The following is a 17,680-nucleotide window of genomic DNA, read 5'->3' as shown; positions in this document are numbered from 1 at the left end:
ATATATTCATTACTATAATCATGATCGTATTAAAATAAAACTAAAAGGAATGAGTCCTGTACAATACAGAACTCATTTCTCGCAAGCTGCTTAAAAATATGTGTCTAACTTTTTGGGTTCACTTCATCTACTGGTGCTCTATTTCAAATAACATATCTCGAAACAAAACATTCAACTTCTCAACTTCAATACACTTTCCCTTTTCAATTCCCTTCACATACTCCTGATAGTACTTTATCTGTTCCTCCAAAAATTCATTTAATACTATAACTTTTGGACCAGCATCCAGCTCAACACCCGCTTTTTTCTTTATTAGTAAATCTTCAATTTCATTTAAAAGCTTTTGTTCTAGCGACAATTCAGTAATGAATCGGTCAAATTCTACAGGCGGTAATGTCCCTTTCTCTTCTAACCATTTGCAAGCTAAAATAGGGCGCAATACGTAGAAGTACTTTTTCAACTTCACACGCTCTCCTTGTAGAAATTCACGATAGTTTTTTGAAGCCATATGCAAGTAGTGATAAATCGTTGCTTTTGGATCAAAATCGTTTTCGCTCATTTTCTGTAGACGTTCTGGAAGATCCGAGTTCTTAGAATAAAAGATTGGCGAGCGGATCCATTCTAATAGCGCTGGATTTGATTTTGCAAATAGCTGCAGTGCTTTTCTAATATCCCAACCACTTATATCTAAGGCATCACTAATTGGATATTCAATAACATCACGTTTTTCATTTATGGATAAATACCAATCTACCGGGTGAATGTATACAAATCTAACATCGTAATCACTATCTTTCGATGGGAATCCCCATGCACGGCTTCCAGATTCGACAGCAAATAAAATTTTCACATTATTCTCTTTCTCAATTCTCTCTAATTCCAATTGAATTTTATCCTTCATATGTATCATCCTCATTTTCTGATCATTTCCCTGGAAATTCGACAAATATAATCTACTTATTATTGAAGTGTTATTCTACTTTTAACATCGATATATCGGTACCTCTTTAGTATGTAACATAATAAATTTCTCAGAAAGCTGTCAGGTCCTTCCTGACAGCTTTACAATCACTTCATTTTTGCTGTTTGCCAACAAATTTTGCAATTCGCTCAAATTCACTCTGTATTTCACCTTGATAAGCATCTACTTTTGCAAAATCCATTGCAGTAATATAAATTCTTTCCAATTTATCTCGAACCGCTTTTGCTTTCGCCAAAAAAGACATCGCTTCACTCATTTTTGTTTTATATTGAATGGAAACATCGCGAATTTCTGTAGCGTATTTTTCATCTGTTCCCGGAGTAACAATGAGATCGTACATATCAATAATCTCATCACCTTCTCGCTCAGGAAAATATTCATGCGGCGCGGTGCTGTCAAAGATTGCAAAACCTAATTCTCTTACAATAATCATATCCAGGCTATTCGGATCAAAGCCGCAATGATACACTTCAACTTCAAAGCCTTTTTCTTCTGCTGCAGTTGCTAATTTTTTTAACATCGTTGATTTCCCTGACCCTGGGCGTCCTTTTATAAAATAGCGATGCGGGATACCTTCTGTTAAATTTGGAACGAAATCAACCGCACCTTTTGGTGTTGCTGCCCCTAAGAAACGGTGCTTTACAACCGCTTGTTTTCCTTTGTTATCTGCAAATAACTTTTGTATAAGCTGGTTTGTTAATTCATTCGCTTTTTGAAAATCAATATTATCAATATAAATTCGCTCCCAATCATCATGTATAGCTAATGCCTCTTTGAAACAAGCATATGCTGATTGAAATGCACCACTTGCTTCTGAAATATAACGTGTAATTTCATCTTTATGTTTTCGTAATTTCTCGGAATCCCATGCAACACCTAAGTTTACATATTCTTCTACAACTCCAGGTGTTTTTGGCTCAATGACATGTGGTGCTGTTCCATCTACAATTCCTACTTTTAATTTTGGGATAATAACACCATCGATGGATTTATTATCAGAAGAACAATGCAAAAGCTCAATATCATATCCTCTTCCAGCCCACTCACGCCCAATCGCTTTCATCAATGACGATTTCCCTGTCCCTGGACCACCTTTCAAAATGAAAAGTCTTTCCAGTCCAATTAAATTTTCCTCATATAAACTATAAAAACCTCTCGCTGTATTTCCTCCAGCATAATAATTTAAAATTTTTCCTGTCACTGCCCTCACTCCTTTATAGCAGTCTACTTACATAAGTCACAATATGCTTAAAACCTGAGTTGGGTGAATACCTATTTTCCTTCTAGTAACAAAAAAGCAGAGATCATCATTGATCTCTGCTTCGGTATTTTCGATTTAAATTAAAGAAAAATTGTTCGATTCGAGGACGAATCCAAGCTAAATAATCTTTATCTTTCTTTTTCGTACAAATGATTTCTTCTCCGTCAACCATTCCAACAAGCTCTAGTTCTAACAATTGTCTCGTAAATTCTAGAATATTTACTTCTTCTTCTGGATATTCTTCCTTTAATTTTGCTTCAATTTCTCCTAATAAAAAGCCGTCACGCATCATTGCAAGTGCATCAATACAAAGTGGCGGCATTTCATATTTTCCGCCTGTAATTGTATCTTTTACAATATAATTCTTTTGTTCTTTTCGAAATTGAATCGTGTGTAAACATACAGTCGAATTTAATGTTAATTCCATCATACCACCTCTTTCATAATATCCGCATAGAAAAAAGGATGCGTGTGCACCCCTCTTTTAAATTCACACAAAATAAAAAAACTCCAAACCGCTATATGAGCAAGAAGCTGCATACCGATATTTTTCTCCATTATAAACTAAGTGTTTTATAAAAAAAAGCATTCTCGAAGCTTTTTATAAAATGTTTATATTTACACAACAAGAGCACTTTTCAGAAAAGTGCTCTTGTCTTTACATTTTATGTAGTCGGTAAAGTTACTTCCACTCTTGTGCCTTCGCAAACATCACTTTCAAATTTGATATTCCCTTGATGTTCTGCAATAATTTTGTGTGTAATGATTAAGCCAAGGCCAGTTCCATTCTCCTTTGTTGTATAAATAGCTTTTCCGAGTCTCTCTATTTTTGCACTATCCATACCGCATCCTTCATCCTGAATACAAATACAAACTTTTTCTTCGATCGTTTTAGATGCATAAATCTTTAGATTTCCACCATCCATCATAGATTCAATTCCGTTTTTCACAAGGTTTAATAATACTTGCTTTATTTGTTTTTCATCACCATTTATATCAGGTAAGTCTTCATCTATCTGTATATAAATTTTCACAGCATACTGCATTGCATAACTTTCCATTAATTGAACAACATATAACAAAATCATTTGCATATTACACAATTGATAAGTTGTTGGTCTGGGCTTTCCAAGTAGCATTAATTCACTAACAAACCCATTGATTCTTTCGATTTCTTGTAGCATAATGTCATAACTAGCAACATCAGTTGGATTACGCTCCTTTTGAATTTGAGTAAATCCTTTTAAAGCTGTTAACGGGTTTCGTATTTCATGCCCAATTGCTGTAGACATTTTTCCAATCAACACGAGATTTTCAGTTTTTTCCTTATCTTTCAACACTGTCACAACTGTGCGAACGTACGACTGAAATCTCTTTAATAAAGAATTAGAAATGATGAAGAAAAAGATACACAACACTAAGGGAATGACCACTTTTATATCTTTTAGTAATACAGTAAAAAACGTGTATTTACCAATTACACTGAAAGCAACTAAATAAAAATATTTTTTATTTACAAAGACCGGTGCAAAAAGTATTAGAAATATTTCTACCATATTTCCATTTTCAAATACTCGATCTGTTTGTAAATAAATCATTAAATTATTAATAACATCAATTAGCATATAGCCCATTGAAAATAAATATTTAACAGCATATATATGCCCTATCTTTTGAAGATACATTGAAATTGGAAATAATAAACTTACAAAAATATATACCCAAAACCCTAGTCCACCCTCTGGCCATCCGACTTCTGCGTCGTTTATGTTCATTGCAGGATATATATAATAATATATAATGTCATATACAAAAAAAATAATATAAAATAGTAATAAAAATAATTTTAAAGCTTCCTTTTCTTCCTGCATTAAGCTTTGAAATTTACTCATCTAAATAACACCTCTTAGGCAATATAACAGTATATTGCATTGGTTAATGCTTTAAATTGTAATTATGAAATTGTTGTCAGAGCAACATGCAACTCTTTAACCATATTTAAACTTTACTTTAAATATGAATTCCTCCCTATCTAATTATTATTTCATATAAATTTTATAGTACTACTATCCTATAGGAAATAGCTGTTATAAATCCAAATTTAAAAACGACTTAAAGTGAAACTTTAATCAGTGGGGGTTCTTGACCCCTACCTATCTTCCTCGTTTATCCCTTAACTAATTTTTGCTCATCGTATATCTTTAAGATTGAAGTATTACTTTTCCCAAATGATAGGATAAAAATAGGCTCGACCTTTTCTTCTACATATATAAAAGAAAAAGCAAGCCTTCTTAAGCCGCTTATGGAAAATGAACCGATTTTACATGTTGAATATTTAAATATATTTTTTCATCACGCGCCTTAACTAATTCAATATGACTATCTTCAATTTTCGTCATCTTCCCAATTTTATTTGCATGTTCTCCTAAATCAAACATCATCATTTTTCCTGACATTTTGATTAGCTGTTCTTCGAATGTTCTAGCTAGTGTAACATTTAATGGATTAACTGAAAGTTCATTTTTATTGAGCGCATATGGAATTTGATTTTCTTGATAGGGGATTAACCATTTTAGATGTTTTAAAGAAATATATACTATTTTATAAACGGGGCTATAAAATACTAAATAATCATTCAAAACACTTGTAACATAACCATGGATAGAGTAATCACCCGCCACATAAACCTCTGTAAAAATCCCTTTAGATGTGCTCAAGACTTTTCGTAAGGAAATAGACGGTGACTCTGTTTTAATAATAGAATTAGAATCCGTTTCTGGTTTTTGTATTTCAGCCACAAAACTTGCCATAAATTTATAATACTGAATATGATATAAGGAAATATAAATATAATCTTTTCCATTATAAATAACAACAATATCATTGCCTACATCAATTAATATTCCTTTAACCCTTTTATCGCCAATTAATTTAACATAGACATACTCTCCAATATTCTTGCTTAGTTCATTCATCTGTATCCTCCTTTCTTCAAAACGTGGCTTCCTCTCTTTCTCTCATTCACATGTAGCTAAAAAGAATACTAAGGGGAAAACATGTATGCAGAACGACACAACACTCTCTGTCCACCAGCATAAATAGCAGAGGGGAACATTTAAACTACAGTAAAATAATGGCAATTCAATGAAGAATATTTTCCACGTTGCGCCTCTTATTTATCAAACATTACTCTTCTTCATCTTTATTAGTTTTAATGATTTGATTTACGTTTTTAATGTGAAAATTAATAACGTAAATTACTTCATCACGGTTTATTAGTGTAACGTACTCTTTATTCACCTCACTTAATAACCCTTCTACACTTTCTGGTCCCCTACGATTGATTTTAACCCATTTATACTTAAAACTACCTAGTATCTCTTGAAACGTCGCACCATCCACATAGGATTGCTCAATAAAATAAGGATTTAACCCTATCTCTTTTTTCTTTTTCATAACACCCTTCACATGCTTCTGTTGATAATAAATGACTTCTCCCGTATTTTCTTGCAAAACGAGATAATCACCGCCTACCGCTAACAAAACACCCGTATGGCTTTCTGGTCCCCCAAGATTTACTGTTACGTTTTGATAAACCCAGCTTTCTATTTGATTTTCAGGTAATATATTTTCCAATTTTATCCCTCCTTTTTCTTTATTATTCACCTCGATTATATCGACTTGATTGTCTTATTGCTCTTACTCTTGAACATGAAACATATACTGTATTTTGATTAGATTGTTGGTTATTTGACTAATTTCCTTGATATCCTTGATAGCCATATATTGCATCTTCTTCTAGTGCCTTCAGACCATAACTTACATTTTCAACATGAAAATGTGGAATCTGTACAATTTCCTCTTTTACAATTAATATCACATATTCAGAAGAAACATCTTGTAGAATCCCTTCGATCTTTTCTACACCGCCGCAATTAATTTTTATCCAACGATGCTTTAAGTTTTGAAGTAAATCTTGAAAATCTTCACCTTCTGCAAATATTGGTATAACTCCAATATCTGCAGCAACGTCTTTTGCATTTTTTGTAATACTTTTTAGATGTTGAAATTGATAATAGTAAAAATTTTTGTTTTCACTTAATAAAATGAAATGATCCGAATACACTGCGACCACTGTACCTTTTGGGGATTCTGGTCCACCTCGATTCACTCTAACACTTTCTCCAATCAATCCATACAGCAAATCACTACCAATCGTGCTCATGAGAAAACTCCTTTCAGTGTCTTATAAGTCGTTTGCACTGATAGTATATGTATCTGTACAGGTTACGTTCTCTATGATTGTCTCATTATACAAAAATATGTTTTTAACACGGGTGGACATCTATCCAGTACGTATATCCCTTATGTCCAAAAGACTAACATGACTTCTACCGATACCCAGCATGACATTAGCCCTCCATCTTCTACAAAAATTTTACTATGTCATCATAAAAAATACCGTTTCAAGATGCTTATCCTACAGCTCTTGAAACGGTATTTATAAAAATGATTCTGTATAACCCTTCATAGAATACGATGCTATAAAGTGAAGCTTTAATCAGTGTTTTTTTCATTCCCCACTGATTATTAGCCCTCACCAATCGGGCTTTTACGGACAGTTCATCTCCCACCTAACTTCTTTTCTTTCCCTGAATTTTAAGGTGGCGTGTTACTCCTGTCCGCAAATAGCGGGATAAACCCACGAAATCAATCCTCGTCTTTTACATCCATATCCTCTGGAATTGGCTCATTTAATATCTCTTCTACTAACTGCTTATATTTTTCCATTTGCTCTAAGTGCGTGTTGAACTGTTCTTTATTCAGTAAATATTGTTCACCGTCATACACAGCTCGAATTCGTTTTTGTTGAACTAATTCTTCAATGTAAGATTCCGGAAGATTTAAATATTCCGCCGCTTCTTTTATCGTTATATACAATGGTTTCATTCCCTTATTATTTTTTCATATACAGCATTCATCTTACTTTATTATAGGATACTTTTGTAAACAAAATAAAAAGATTTTGTAAATACAAATCAAAAAGAAGGTAGAACCATTCCATATATTGTATAATAATATAGTGAGTATTTAAAAAATACAGATGGCACTTACCCATTTACAAAAAAGGAGAGTTAACATATGGCTACTCGTCACATCATTACAATGTTAGAGCAATCATTACAAGCTGAAACAACAAACACTGCTTCTCAACTTTCTAAAGCTTTACCAAAAAGAATTATTGAGCAAACAAAGACTGCAAATGAAGACGCGAACTATAATACCATTGGAGAATGGTATCAAAATCATTTCTTATTCGAGCAAGATGATTTTCTTTGGGCTAAATATGCTTACTATGATGCATACTGCGAAGCATTACAAAACCAAGGCCAACTTACGAAACGTGTACGCCACATACTAGAATCCGTTGCTAGAAAGCATGGGAAACAATACATTTCCTCTGTGCAAAACAAACAATTTCCTGATCAGTACGCACAAGGAACGGCATGATTTTCCTTTCATACAAAAAATTATCTGAACAATAAAAAGATTTACAAATAAAACGTTTACGGCTCTGTATTCTCTTCTCTCAAAATACATGTAAATAAAAGACGTGAACTGAAGAAACCGGTGTAATACAAATGATAAAAAAGATAGGAAACAGATAAATACCCAGCCTACTTCCTTACTTAATAAAGATAGGAAAGTGACTGGGTATTTATATATTGTAAAAAAAATCGAACAATCTTTCATAAATCCATCCTACTTACTCGTTTCATTATGGATAACCATTTTCTGATTAGCTAGTAAAAATATAGGTATATGTACTAGAAAATTTCCTGTTCCCCTAGTACAATTTCGATACTTGCTTCAGCATATTTATTAAGTTGGTTCTTTATTTCCTTAAGACCGTACTCTTTTATAATTTGATTTAATTCCATTTGTAAAAACGTTGGTAACATTTCTCTCCCCTCCTAATCATCTTTATTTTCAATCATGTACGAGATGAAAATATGAAAAAAGCATCCGTTATTTCACGAATGCTTATTTTACCTAAGTATATTTCTTCTATTTCATCATTTGCTTAATAAGCTCCCTATTACGCTGTTTAAAAACATCATTATGTGATGATACCATTCCATATTCACTCGCATCTGGCTGAATAAATTGCTTTGCTTTATTTACAGCATTTCCAGCATCTTGGAATGCACCAGCGATTAAATGCAATTTCCCTTCATGCTTTAAAATATCTCCGGCAGCATATAGTCCTTCTATTGACGATTCGCTATTCGCGCTTCCAGCAATAAAATAATTATCAGCAATTTCAACATTCAACTCACTATTTTCCAATAATGTCATATCACGTTCATAGCCGTGATTAATGATTACTTCATCAATTGGCAAATAAGAGATTTCCCCTGTTTCGTGATTAGTCAATTCGACACGCTCAATTGCTTCATGATCTTCCCCTGCAATTAATTTCGTAATTGCTGTATTAAAGATGCAAGAAACTGAGCTATTCATAAGCTGTGTAACTTGTGCTTCATGACCAGATAAAGTATCTTTTCTATATGTTAAATACACCTTTTTCGCAATTGGCTCCAATTCATTTGCCCAATCTATAGCTGAATTCCCTCCGCCTGAAACAATGACAGTCTTATCTTTGAATTGCTTTAAAGATTTTACAGTATAATTTAAATTCGATACTTCAAATCTCTCTGCCCCTTCAATTGCTAACTTTTGCGGTTGTAATATGCCGCTTCCAGTAGCTACAATGACTGTTTTTGAAAAATGCTTTTGGCCAGAGGAAGTTATTAACACAAAAATCCCCTCTTGATTCTTAGTGATTGATTCTACCTTTTCATTTAATACTACTTCTGGATGAAATGTTAACCCCTGCTCTACAAGCTGCTCAATTAACCTTGCTCCAGTAACTGGCAGTAGTCCCCCGATATCCCAAATCATTTTCTCGGGATAAACATGTACTTTCCCACCTAACTGTGGTTGAAATTCAATTATCTTCGTTTTCATTTCTCTTAGTCCACTATAAAACGCTGAGTAAAGCCCTGCTGGACCTCCTCCAATCACGGTCACATCAAATAATTCTTCTGGATTCATTTGTGTTCACTCCTCGACCATCCTTTTAAATGATTATCATTCTCAATAAAATATACCTTTTTTTCGTTAAATTTACAATCAAAATTGCTATTGACAAGATAAAAATATAAAATTATATTATTTAAAGAGTTGGTATTGATAATCATTATCAATATGTAAACTATTAACAAAATTGGAATTGAAATAACGATTCATTTATTTATAACTCACTCAAATATTTTACGGTAATAAATCTCAACATCAAGATTTATAAGAACAATTCATTGCGAAACACCTATCTTGTTAGAAAACTATACATTACATACACTTTATAAAAGGAGAAAAACAATGAAAAAATTATTCATTTCACTTACAGTTCTATTCGTACTCGTTATGAGTGCTTGTAGCAACGGCTCGACAGAGAAGAAAAACGATTCAACTGCAAAGGGAAGCAAATCAGAAACAATTACATACCAATCTGAAAACGGGAAAGTTGAAGTTCCTGCAAATCCAAAACGTGTTGTTGTACTATCATCATTCGCAGGTAACGTAATGTCTTTAGGTGTAAATCTTGTTGGTGTAGATTCATGGTCTAAAATGAATCCACGTTTTGAAAAAGAATTAAAAGATGTTACAGAAGTATCTGATGAAAATGTTGAAAAGATTATCGAATTAAATCCAGATTTAATCATTGGTTTATCAAACATTAAAAATATCGATAAGTTAAAGAAAATCGCTCCTACTGTAACTTTCACATATGGGAAAGTCGACTACTTAACACAACATTTAGAAATCGGTAAACTACTAAATAAAGAAAAAGAAGCAAAAGCTTGGGTTGATGACTTCAAAAAACGTGCGCAAGTTGCTGGAAAAGATATTAGAGCAAAAATTGGTGAAGATACAACCGTTTCTGTTATCGAAAACTTCGACAAACAAATTTATGTATTCGGCGATAACTGGGGCCGCGGAACAGAAATTCTTTATCAAGAAATGAAATTAAAAATTCCTGAAAAAGTAAAAGAAAAGGCCCTAAAAGATGGCTACTATGCATTATCTGCTGAAGTTCTACCTGAATATGCTGGAGATTACTTAATTATAAGTAAAAACAACGATACGAATAATTCATTCCAAGAAACAGAGTCGTATAAAAACATTCCAGCTGTTAAAAACAATAAAGCATTTGAAGTAAACGCGAAAGAATTCTATTTTAATGATCCAATTACATTAGATTTCCAACTAGATTTCTTCAAGAAAAGCTTTCTTGGTAAATAACACAACAACAATGAGGAATTCTTATTTAAAGAATTCCTCTTCCTTTATTCTATGAAAAGAAAAGATGTGAAACTAATGACAAAAGACAATCTACGTTCCACTTCCTTTGTGTACAAACTCATTTTAGGAATCATTATGTTCTTTATTATATTTATGATTGCCATGGTATTTGGCGCAGCAGATACCACTATAAAGGATGTATGGACGGCGCTAACTTCCAATGCTAATGGAGAAAAATTAATCCTCATCCGTGAACTCCGATTGCCGCGTGAAATTGCAGCCATTTTTGTTGGAGCTGGGCTCGCTGTTTCTGGTGCGATTATGCAGGGCATCACGCGAAACCCACTCGCTGATCCAGGATTACTTGGGCTAACTGGCGGTGCAAATGCTGCACTCGCAATTACAATTGCCTTCATCCCTTCTGTAAACTATTTTTATATAATGATTGCTTGCTTTATCGGGGCGGCTGTCGGAGCTATTATGGTTTTCGGAATTGGTATGATGAAAAAAGGTGGACTTTCTCCTCTTCGGATTGTACTCGCTGGTGCTGCTGTCTCTGCTTTCTTAATCGCTGTTTCGGAGGGAGTCGGCATTTATTTTAAAATCTCACAAGATGTATCGATGTGGACTGCTGGGGGCGTAATCGGAACATCTTGGAGCCAATTACAAGTTATTGTTCCAGTTATTTCAATTAGTATATTCATTGCAATCTTATTTTCAAAGAAATTGACGATTCTTAGCCTAAGCGAAGAAGTAGCCGTCGGATTAGGTCAAAAAATTATCGTCATTAAAACCATTCTTTTTATCGTTATCATTTTACTTGCTGGTGCTTCTGTTGCACTTGTGGGGAATATGGCATTCATAGGCTTAATGGTACCTCATATGGTCCGTTCTATTGTCGGACCTGACTATCGATTTGTTATACCGATGTCTGCTATTGCGGGTGCTTCTTTTATGCTATTAGCAGACACGCTTGGACGTACAATTAACGCTCCTTATGAAACACCAATAGCTGCCATTGTCGCAATCGTAGGCTTACCATTCTTCCTATTCATCGTCCGTAAAGGAGGAAGATCATTCTCATGATTCAACAAACTAAAAAACAACGAGTAACCGTACTTGCCTTACTCCTGCTTATTGCAGCAACCATTACAATTGGAATGGGCCTAGGTGCAGCTTCACTACCCTATGATAGACTGCTACCTACACTTTTTGGCCAAGGTACATTTAAAGAGGAATTTATTTTATTTTCTCTTCGGTTACCGCGAATTGTAATTACACTATTAGCTGGTATGGCACTTGCCTTATCAGGGGCTATACTACAAGGCATAACACGTAATGATCTAGCCGAGCCTGGTATTATCGGTATTAACTCAGGGGCAGGCGTTGCAGTTGCTCTTTTCTTTTTATATTTTCCAACAGACGCAGGTTCATTTGTTTACTTGCTACCAATCGTTGGATTTATCGGTGCCTTCCTTACAGCCTGTCTCATCTATGTATTTTCATATAGTAAAACTGCTGGGCTTCAGCCAATAAGGCTGACACTAACAGGAATTGGATTTTCATTCGCACTTTCTGGAATGATGATTGTTCTCATTTCATCGGCTGAGCGTGCAAAAGTAGACTTTATCGCAAAATGGATTGCCGGAAACATTTGGGGAGATGACTGGGTTTTTGTTCTCGCCCTTCTTCCATGGTTAGCTGTACTCATTCCATTTACGCTCTATAAAGCAAATCGCTTAAATCTCCTTGCTTTAAACGAGCATGTAGCAATTGGCGTTGGTATCGCGCTCGAAAAAGAACGCCGTTCACTCCTTATCGCTGCCGTCGCATTAGCAGCTTCTGCCGTTTCAGTAACAGGAGGAATCGCCTTTATCGGACTTATGGCTCCTCACATTGCAAAATCTTTAGTTGGACCAAGACATCAACTATTCATCCCTGTCGCTATATTAATCGGCGGGTGGCTATTGTTACTTGCGGATACGATTGGTCGTCATATTGTGGAACCAAGCGGTATTCCTGCGGGGACTATGGTTGCTTTGATTGGTGCTCCTTATTTTATGTATTTGTTGCTTAAGAAATAAAAATAAAATCCCTTGAGAACCAATTTGTTCTCGAGGGATTTTTTCTATCCACTAATTCTATTGTTGACCATACCCATCAAACTTCTTCGCCAATGTTGCCATCTCTTCCTCTGGCAACAATTTTGGCTCTCCAATACACTTCGTTTGATAATAAATTTGTGCACAAAACTCAATTTCTTCAGCAACGGTAAATGCCATTTTGATACTGTTCCCGCCAGCCATTAAACCGTGATTCGCAAGCAGAACTGCACGGCGGTCAATCATTCCTTCATACGCTGCCTCAGCTAATTCCTTTGTGCCAAATGTTTCATAAGGGGCACAGCGGACATTTGGTCCTGCAAAGGCGATTAAATAAGATACTGCTGGAAGCTCCCATCCTAATGATGCAATTGTTTTTGCATAAGGTGAGTGAGTGTGCACAAGCGCATTGATATCTTCACGCTTTCGATAATAAATTAGATGCATATCTAGTTCACTTGAAGGCTTTCTCTTGCCTTCTACAATTTCGCCATCTAAATTTAAAACAACTACATCTTCAAGTGTTGTTTCAAAGTAATCTAACCCACTTGGGCTTATCGCAACAAGACCTTGCTCACGATTAAAAATACTAATATTACCGCCAGTTCCCTTTGTTAATCCGCTAGCGATCATTTTCTTTCCATACGCTACAATCTCTTCTCTTTCTTTTTGTAGTAACATATATACAATCCCCCTTGGTGTAATCCTTATGACGGCTAACTTGCTAAAATAGCTTTCTTAAATTCTCGGTAAATGGCGCCCTAACAATTCCCTTTTCCGTAATAATTGCTGTTACATTCTCATGCGGCGTTACATCAAACGCTGGATTATATACTTTACTTTCTTTTGGAGCTGAATATTGGCCAAATCGATTAATTACTTCAGAAGCATCTCGTTCTTCAATTGGAATCTCCTTACCTGTTGGTGTTTTTAAGTCAATTGTTGGAGTCGGTGCTGCGACATAAAATGGGATGTTATAGTATTTTGCTAAAATAGATACACCAAGTGTTCCAATTTTATTTGCCACATCACCATTTGCTGCTACGCGGTCACAACCAACTATAACTGCGTTAATTTTCCCTTGTGACATAACCATTGCCGCCATGTTATCTGTAATGACTGTTACATCAATACCAGCTCTCTGCAATTCTAGTGCCGTTAGCGTTGAGCCTTGTAATCTAGGGCGGGTCTCATCAGAATAAATTTTTAAATCCCATCCCTTTTCTTTTGCTAAATACATAGGTGCGGTCGCAGTGCCATATTTCGTTGTTGCTAAAGCCCCTGCATTACAATGCGTTAATACACCCATGCCATCTTGGAATAATGTTAATGCATGCTCTCCAATTTGACGGTTAATTTCTTCATCTTCTTTATGAATCGCTTTCGCTTCCTCTAGTAATCTATTTTTCAAATCGACAATAGATAAATGAGAATGTTCTTTGGCCACACTTTCCATCCTCTCAAGTGCCCAAAATAAGTTTACCGCTGTTGGCCTTGATGTCGCTAAATATGTGCAGACCTTGTTTACTTCTTCTATAAATGACTCCATGGAATCTTCAGCTACTTCTTTAACTCCCAAATACACACCGTAAGCTGCTGAAACACCAATTGCTGGTGCCCCGCGCACTTTCATGACTTGAATGGCATCCCACACACCTTCAGCTGTTGTAAAAGATTCATAGACTACCTCATTCGGTAATAACGTTTGATCTAATAAAACTAAAGCATCGTCTTTCCATTGAATTGGTATTAATTGCTCTGACATTGTCTTCTCTCCTTACTTTGCACTATGCATAGACTGTTCTTTTAACGTTTGTAAAAAGCTCGTTCCTGTTCTATATTCATCTGCTCGTAAAATAAATTTCTTCGCTGCTTGTAAACAAATACGTTCTGCTCTCGTACGAGATTCATCATTAGGAATCGATGTAATATCTTTCACCTTCGCTAATCCAACAATGCGACGGATTAACTCAAGTCCCGTCACAGCAGCCGTATCCTCTAATATAGACTGTAAATACCAACGATCAAATCCAGTTTCCTTTGCCATAATTTCTGTTACATTGGTATCCCATGCTTCTAAAAACTTCTTCTTAAATAAATCGATTACATCGATAATCGTAGACTCCAGCCAACTCATATATGTATCTTTCTCTACTCCATCGACCTTCACCACATCAGCATTTACCCAAGCAAATATTAAATTTGCCATCACATTCCCAACGTCATATCCCATCGGACCATAGAAAGCAAACTCTGGATCAATCACCTTGGTAGAGTCTTTTCTTACAAACACAGAACCAGTATGTAAATCACCATGAAGTAATGCCTGCGCATTCGTCATAAATGAAAATTTACGTTTTGCTACTTCTAGACGGAGCTGATCATCTCCATATATATGCTCCCGAATCCATCCTTCATTTAGTGAAAACAACTCATTACGCTTGTTATGATCTGTAAAAGGCTCTGAATATACAAGATCTTCCGTAATCTCACATAACTCAGGATTAATATAATTTTTCACAAGTTCCTTCTTCTCTTTATGATGCATTACTACATCAGATGTTAGTAAAAGCGTATTGACCATAAAAGTCGTTAAATCATCCGCAAGCTTTGGAAATATTTGATGGTTAATAAGTGCGGTCCGCAAAATCGTATGGTCTGATAAATCTTCCATCACACAGCAATTCATTACACCATCAAATACATACACATCCGGTACAAGTCCAGGTGCCAGCTTCCCCTCTAGCTGCAACACATTTGACTCAATACGAATTCGATTCGTAGATAGTTTAAACTCATCTGAAATACGCGCCGTGTCGCCGGCTTGCTTCACAATGACAGAAGTTCCATTCTCCTCATCCCAAACACGAAACACATAATTTAAATTGCCATCCCCAATTTCCTGACACTGTAAATCTTTTGCACTTTCAAACTTAGGTAACTTCTCTTTCACATACTCAATTACATCGTTAGCTTCCATTAAAAAATACTCTGTGAACTTAGCCATGGTTTCTCCCTCCACACTAAATGTAAGCGTTTTCTAAAAGCCATAAAAAATTATAGATTGAAAGCTTTTTGCTCAATCTATGTTATAGGTTGTTCTTTTTGTATCAGTTTTTGTTTGAAACGAACATCTAGTTTTTATTATAGCTAGTTGAATGTTGGAGTCAATGATTTTAGCTAAAAGAAGAGGTAGCTGTAGTAAATGATTCAGTGATTGTTTGAACAGAAAAAAATTATAGTCCAAAAATGAAAGAAACAGGGTATTTCTCTGTTTCTTCATGTTTTACTTTTTATATGAATGTATAACTCTTCTATTTTATCCATGCCCCGTCTGGACCAATCTTATGTCCATCTACTCTTGTATTATGAGCCATTTCTCCACTGCTATAGAAGTAATACCAAACTCCTCCTATACTTTACCATCCTGTTTTCATTGCACCACTTTCTTCAAAGTAATACCAAGTGCTTCCTGACTTTAGCCAGCCTGTCTTCATTGCGCCACTTCCCTCAAAGTAATACCAAGTGCTTCCTGACTTTAGCCAGCCTGTCTTCATTGCGCCACTTCCCTCAAAGTAATACCAAATATTATTTACTTTTCCCCAGCCAGTTCTCATTTCACCATTATTATTGAAATAGTACCAAGTTCCTGAGATCTCATTCCAACCAATCTCTTTTTCACCTGTAGTAGGAGAGTAATAATACCACTTTCCATCCATTTGTATCCAACCAGTTTTCGTTGATTTAGTTTTAAACTCTATCTCAATATCATTAGATAAATGAATACCTAGATAACCTCAAATAGCTTCCTTTTTCATTTTGAGTGTGTAAGTTGTATTCTCTTTAAGAAGTTCTGGTTCAATCGTTAACACACCATCAGAAACCTCATTATGTATCTTTACAAAACCATCTGATCCTTTATGGAAAGTTGAATTTCCACCCAACTTCTTTGTTCTTACCGAATGTTAAGATAGAGGTCTTACCACATTCACTGGATTCTTCGGAATTACTTATTTTACAATTGCAATGTATAAAATTACTTTATTCGTCTACATCAAAAATAGAATTTTAACTACATGGGCTCACTGCGAAAGAATAGCTTGAAGTTTCAAATAATTTTCAAATTATAATTGGAGTTATTGATGGTACCTTTACTATAATAGAATGAAAGGAAACAATAGATCTTACCAATATCACAACCATTTTAAGGGAAAGGACCCTACATTCCTAAAATAATTGATAATTATTTTCAATAAACTTGTACATTTCCCTTGACAAAATAACAGATTTTATATGATAATTAGTATCGAATTAGAATTATTATAGTTAATTAAAAAAAATACTTTATGAGCAAGATAATTTATGTTGCTCTAAACCCACACTTAGGAGGAATTTTAATATGTTATTAATCGGCACAGAAGTAAAACCGTTTGCAGCTAATGCTTATCATAATGGAGAGTTTATCCAAGTTACTGACGAAAGTTTCAAAGGAAAATGGAGCGTAGTTTGCTTCTACCCAGCAGACTTCACATTCGTATGTCCAACTGAACTTGAAGATTTACAAAACCAATACGCAACTCTAAAAGAATTAGGCGTTGAAGTATACTCTGTTTCTACAGACACTCACTTCACACATAAAGCATGGCATGATAGCTCAGAAACTATCGGCAAAATCGAATACATTATGATTGGTGACCCTACTCGCACAATCACTAGCAACTTCAACGTATTAGTTGAAGCAGAAGGTCTTGCTGCTCGTGGTACATTCATCATCGATCCAGACGGCGTTATCCAATCTATGGAAATCAATGCAGACGGTATCGGCCGCGATGCAAGCATTCTTGTTAACAAAATTAAAGCAGCACAATACGTTCGCAACAATCCAGGTGAAGTTTGCCCAGCTAAATGGCAAGAAGGTTCTGCAACACTTAAGCCAAGCCTTGACCTTGTAGGCAAAATTTAAGG

At 35.1% G+C, this 17,680-nt stretch carries 21 protein-coding genes; 6 read left to right on the top strand and 15 right to left on the bottom strand.

Annotated features, from left to right (window positions below; genetic code table 11):
* Positions 1-94, top strand: a 94-nt coding sequence (locus AAIE21_RS23795) for an IS3 family transposase (protein ID WP_343267758.1), incomplete at its 5' end; no start/stop codon positions are given.
* A 33-nt stretch (positions 95-127) separates the two neighbouring features.
* Here the strand turns inward: AAIE21_RS23795 and AAIE21_RS23790 are convergent.
* From AAIE21_RS23790 to AAIE21_RS23755, 8 genes are all read right to left on the bottom strand, one after another.
* A complete protein-coding gene (locus AAIE21_RS23790) occupies positions 128-901 on the bottom strand; it encodes a nucleotidyltransferase domain-containing protein (protein ID WP_343269027.1) in 774 nt (257 codons plus the stop codon).
* Between the two features lie 172 nt (positions 902-1,073).
* Complete coding sequence (locus AAIE21_RS23785; RefSeq protein ID WP_343269026.1) at positions 1,074-2,183, bottom strand: PRK06851 family protein; 1,110 nt, start codon at positions 2,181-2,183, stop codon at positions 1,074-1,076.
* Between the two features lie 106 nt (positions 2,184-2,289).
* Entirely contained in the window at positions 2,290-2,670 is a 381-nt protein-coding gene (locus tag AAIE21_RS23780) for a hypothetical protein (RefSeq protein ID WP_343269025.1), read from the bottom strand.
* A 238-nt stretch (positions 2,671-2,908) separates the two neighbouring features.
* The gene (locus AAIE21_RS23775) at positions 2,909-4,135 is read right to left on the bottom strand and encodes an ATP-binding protein (protein ID WP_343269024.1); all 1,227 of its coding nucleotides are present in this window, start codon (positions 4,133-4,135) and stop codon (positions 2,909-2,911) included.
* A gap of 408 nt (positions 4,136-4,543) precedes the next feature.
* Complete coding sequence (locus tag AAIE21_RS23770) at positions 4,544-5,218, bottom strand: LSm family protein (protein ID WP_343269023.1); 675 nt, start codon at positions 5,216-5,218, stop codon at positions 4,544-4,546.
* Positions 5,219-5,429: 211 nt separating this feature from the next.
* Positions 5,430-5,879: a spore coat protein gene (locus AAIE21_RS23765; RefSeq protein ID WP_343269022.1), complete on the bottom strand. Its 450-nt coding sequence runs from the start codon at positions 5,877-5,879 to the stop codon at positions 5,430-5,432.
* Positions 5,880-5,997: 118 nt separating this feature from the next.
* Positions 5,998-6,468: a spore coat protein gene (locus AAIE21_RS23760; protein WP_343269021.1), complete on the bottom strand. Its 471-nt coding sequence runs from the start codon at positions 6,466-6,468 to the stop codon at positions 5,998-6,000.
* Positions 6,469-6,953: 485 nt separating this feature from the next.
* Complete coding sequence (locus tag AAIE21_RS23755) at positions 6,954-7,193, bottom strand: helix-turn-helix domain-containing protein (protein WP_087958035.1); 240 nt, start codon at positions 7,191-7,193, stop codon at positions 6,954-6,956.
* A gap of 192 nt (positions 7,194-7,385) precedes the next feature.
* Between AAIE21_RS23755 and AAIE21_RS23750 the strand changes: the two genes are divergently transcribed.
* The gene (locus AAIE21_RS23750) at positions 7,386-7,754 is read left to right on the top strand and encodes a hypothetical protein (RefSeq protein ID WP_343269020.1); all 369 of its coding nucleotides are present in this window, start codon (positions 7,386-7,388) and stop codon (positions 7,752-7,754) included.
* 317 nt (positions 7,755-8,071) lie between these two features.
* Here AAIE21_RS23750 and AAIE21_RS23745 read toward each other — a convergent pair whose 3' ends face one another.
* Both AAIE21_RS23745 and AAIE21_RS23740 read right to left on the bottom strand, forming a co-directional pair.
* Complete coding sequence (locus AAIE21_RS23745; protein ID WP_343269019.1) at positions 8,072-8,206, bottom strand: hypothetical protein; 135 nt, start codon at positions 8,204-8,206, stop codon at positions 8,072-8,074.
* 106 nt (positions 8,207-8,312) lie between these two features.
* Positions 8,313-9,362 (bottom strand): NAD(P)/FAD-dependent oxidoreductase, encoded by a 1,050-nt coding sequence (locus tag AAIE21_RS23740; protein WP_343269018.1) that lies wholly within the window; start codon positions 9,360-9,362, stop codon positions 8,313-8,315.
* A gap of 327 nt (positions 9,363-9,689) precedes the next feature.
* On the opposite strand from AAIE21_RS23740, the gene AAIE21_RS23735 reads away from it, so the two are divergent.
* The 3 genes from AAIE21_RS23735 to AAIE21_RS23725 are packed head-to-tail and all read left to right on the top strand — an operon-like array spanning position 9,690 to position 12,697.
* Positions 9,690-10,613, top strand: coding sequence for an iron-hydroxamate ABC transporter substrate-binding protein (locus AAIE21_RS23735; protein ID WP_343269017.1), 924 nt, complete (start codon positions 9,690-9,692; stop codon positions 10,611-10,613).
* Positions 10,614-10,664: 51 nt separating this feature from the next.
* Positions 10,665-11,699 (top strand): FecCD family ABC transporter permease, encoded by a 1,035-nt coding sequence (locus AAIE21_RS23730; protein ID WP_343269015.1) that lies wholly within the window; start codon positions 10,665-10,667, stop codon positions 11,697-11,699.
* Positions 11,696-12,697, top strand: a complete 1,002-nt coding sequence (locus AAIE21_RS23725; protein WP_343269013.1) for a FecCD family ABC transporter permease — start codon at positions 11,696-11,698, stop codon at positions 12,695-12,697. The genes AAIE21_RS23730 and AAIE21_RS23725 overlap by 4 nt, the downstream gene beginning before the upstream one ends.
* Positions 12,698-12,754: 57 nt before the next feature.
* On the opposite strand, the gene AAIE21_RS23720 is transcribed toward AAIE21_RS23725, so the two are convergent.
* From AAIE21_RS23720 to AAIE21_RS23705, 5 genes are all read right to left on the bottom strand, one after another.
* Entirely contained in the window at positions 12,755-13,396 is a 642-nt protein-coding gene (locus AAIE21_RS23720; protein ID WP_343269012.1) for an L-fuculose-phosphate aldolase, read from the bottom strand.
* 43 nt (positions 13,397-13,439) lie between these two features.
* Positions 13,440-14,480: an S-methyl-5-thioribose-1-phosphate isomerase gene (mtnA, locus tag AAIE21_RS23715; RefSeq protein ID WP_343269011.1), complete on the bottom strand. Its 1,041-nt coding sequence runs from the start codon at positions 14,478-14,480 to the stop codon at positions 13,440-13,442.
* Positions 14,481-14,492: 12 nt separating this feature from the next.
* Entirely contained in the window at positions 14,493-15,722 is a 1,230-nt protein-coding gene (gene mtnK / locus AAIE21_RS23710) for an S-methyl-5-thioribose kinase (protein WP_343269010.1), read from the bottom strand.
* Positions 15,723-16,029: 307 nt separating this feature from the next.
* A complete protein-coding gene (locus AAIE21_RS29670) occupies positions 16,030-16,131 on the bottom strand; it encodes a hypothetical protein (protein WP_481858708.1) in 102 nt (33 codons plus the stop codon).
* A 3-nt stretch (positions 16,132-16,134) separates the two neighbouring features.
* The gene (locus AAIE21_RS23705) at positions 16,135-16,476 is read right to left on the bottom strand and encodes a hypothetical protein (protein ID WP_343269030.1); all 342 of its coding nucleotides are present in this window, start codon (positions 16,474-16,476) and stop codon (positions 16,135-16,137) included.
* 638 nt (positions 16,477-17,114) lie between these two features.
* Here AAIE21_RS23705 and ahpC point away from each other — a divergent pair.
* Positions 17,115-17,678: an alkyl hydroperoxide reductase subunit C gene (ahpC, locus tag AAIE21_RS23700; protein ID WP_343269009.1), complete on the top strand. Its 564-nt coding sequence runs from the start codon at positions 17,115-17,117 to the stop codon at positions 17,676-17,678.
* The last annotated feature ends 2 nt before the right edge of the window (positions 17,679-17,680 follow it).

The sequence above is a fragment of the Paenibacillus sp. 102 genome (assembly GCF_039549175.1).
Lineage (GTDB): Bacteria > Bacillota > Bacilli > Bacillales > Bacillaceae_G > Bacillus_A.
The sequence above is the reverse complement of the archived record's forward strand: the minus strand, read 5'-3'. Positions and strand labels throughout refer to the sequence as shown.

What these genes read in the sequence shown, in the direction of transcription:
- AAIE21_RS23735 (WP_343269017.1), top strand. Translation starts at nt 9,690, where the DNA reads ATGAAAAAATTATTCATTTCACTTACAGTTCTATTCGTACTCGTTATG.
- mtnA (WP_343269011.1), bottom strand. Translation starts at nt 14,480, where the DNA reads ATGTCAGAGCAATTAATACCAATTCAATGGAAAGACGATGCTTTAGTT.
- AAIE21_RS23780 (WP_343269025.1), bottom strand. Translation starts at nt 2,670, where the DNA reads ATGGAATTAACATTAAATTCGACTGTATGTTTACACACGATTCAATTT.
- AAIE21_RS23740 (WP_343269018.1), bottom strand. Translation starts at nt 9,362, where the DNA reads ATGAATCCAGAAGAATTATTTGATGTGACCGTGATTGGAGGAGGTCCA.
- AAIE21_RS23730 (WP_343269015.1), top strand. Translation starts at nt 10,665, where the DNA reads ATGAAAAGAAAAGATGTGAAACTAATGACAAAAGACAATCTACGTTCC.
- AAIE21_RS23745 (WP_343269019.1), bottom strand. Translation starts at nt 8,206, where the DNA reads ATGTTACCAACGTTTTTACAAATGGAATTAAATCAAATTATAAAAGAG.
- AAIE21_RS23725 (WP_343269013.1), top strand. Translation starts at nt 11,696, where the DNA reads ATGATTCAACAAACTAAAAAACAACGAGTAACCGTACTTGCCTTACTC.
- ahpC (WP_343269009.1), top strand. Translation starts at nt 17,115, where the DNA reads ATGTTATTAATCGGCACAGAAGTAAAACCGTTTGCAGCTAATGCTTAT.
- AAIE21_RS23790 (WP_343269027.1), bottom strand. Translation starts at nt 901, where the DNA reads ATGAAGGATAAAATTCAATTGGAATTAGAGAGAATTGAGAAAGAGAAT.
- AAIE21_RS23755 (WP_087958035.1), bottom strand. Translation starts at nt 7,193, where the DNA reads ATGAAACCATTGTATATAACGATAAAAGAAGCGGCGGAATATTTAAAT.
- AAIE21_RS23760 (WP_343269021.1), bottom strand. Translation starts at nt 6,468, where the DNA reads ATGAGCACGATTGGTAGTGATTTGCTGTATGGATTGATTGGAGAAAGT.
- mtnK (WP_343269010.1), bottom strand. Translation starts at nt 15,722, where the DNA reads ATGGCTAAGTTCACAGAGTATTTTTTAATGGAAGCTAACGATGTAATT.
- AAIE21_RS23770 (WP_343269023.1), bottom strand. Translation starts at nt 5,218, where the DNA reads ATGAATGAACTAAGCAAGAATATTGGAGAGTATGTCTATGTTAAATTA.
- AAIE21_RS23750 (WP_343269020.1), top strand. Translation starts at nt 7,386, where the DNA reads ATGGCTACTCGTCACATCATTACAATGTTAGAGCAATCATTACAAGCT.
- AAIE21_RS23720 (WP_343269012.1), bottom strand. Translation starts at nt 13,396, where the DNA reads ATGTTACTACAAAAAGAAAGAGAAGAGATTGTAGCGTATGGAAAGAAA.
- AAIE21_RS23775 (WP_343269024.1), bottom strand. Translation starts at nt 4,135, where the DNA reads ATGAGTAAATTTCAAAGCTTAATGCAGGAAGAAAAGGAAGCTTTAAAA.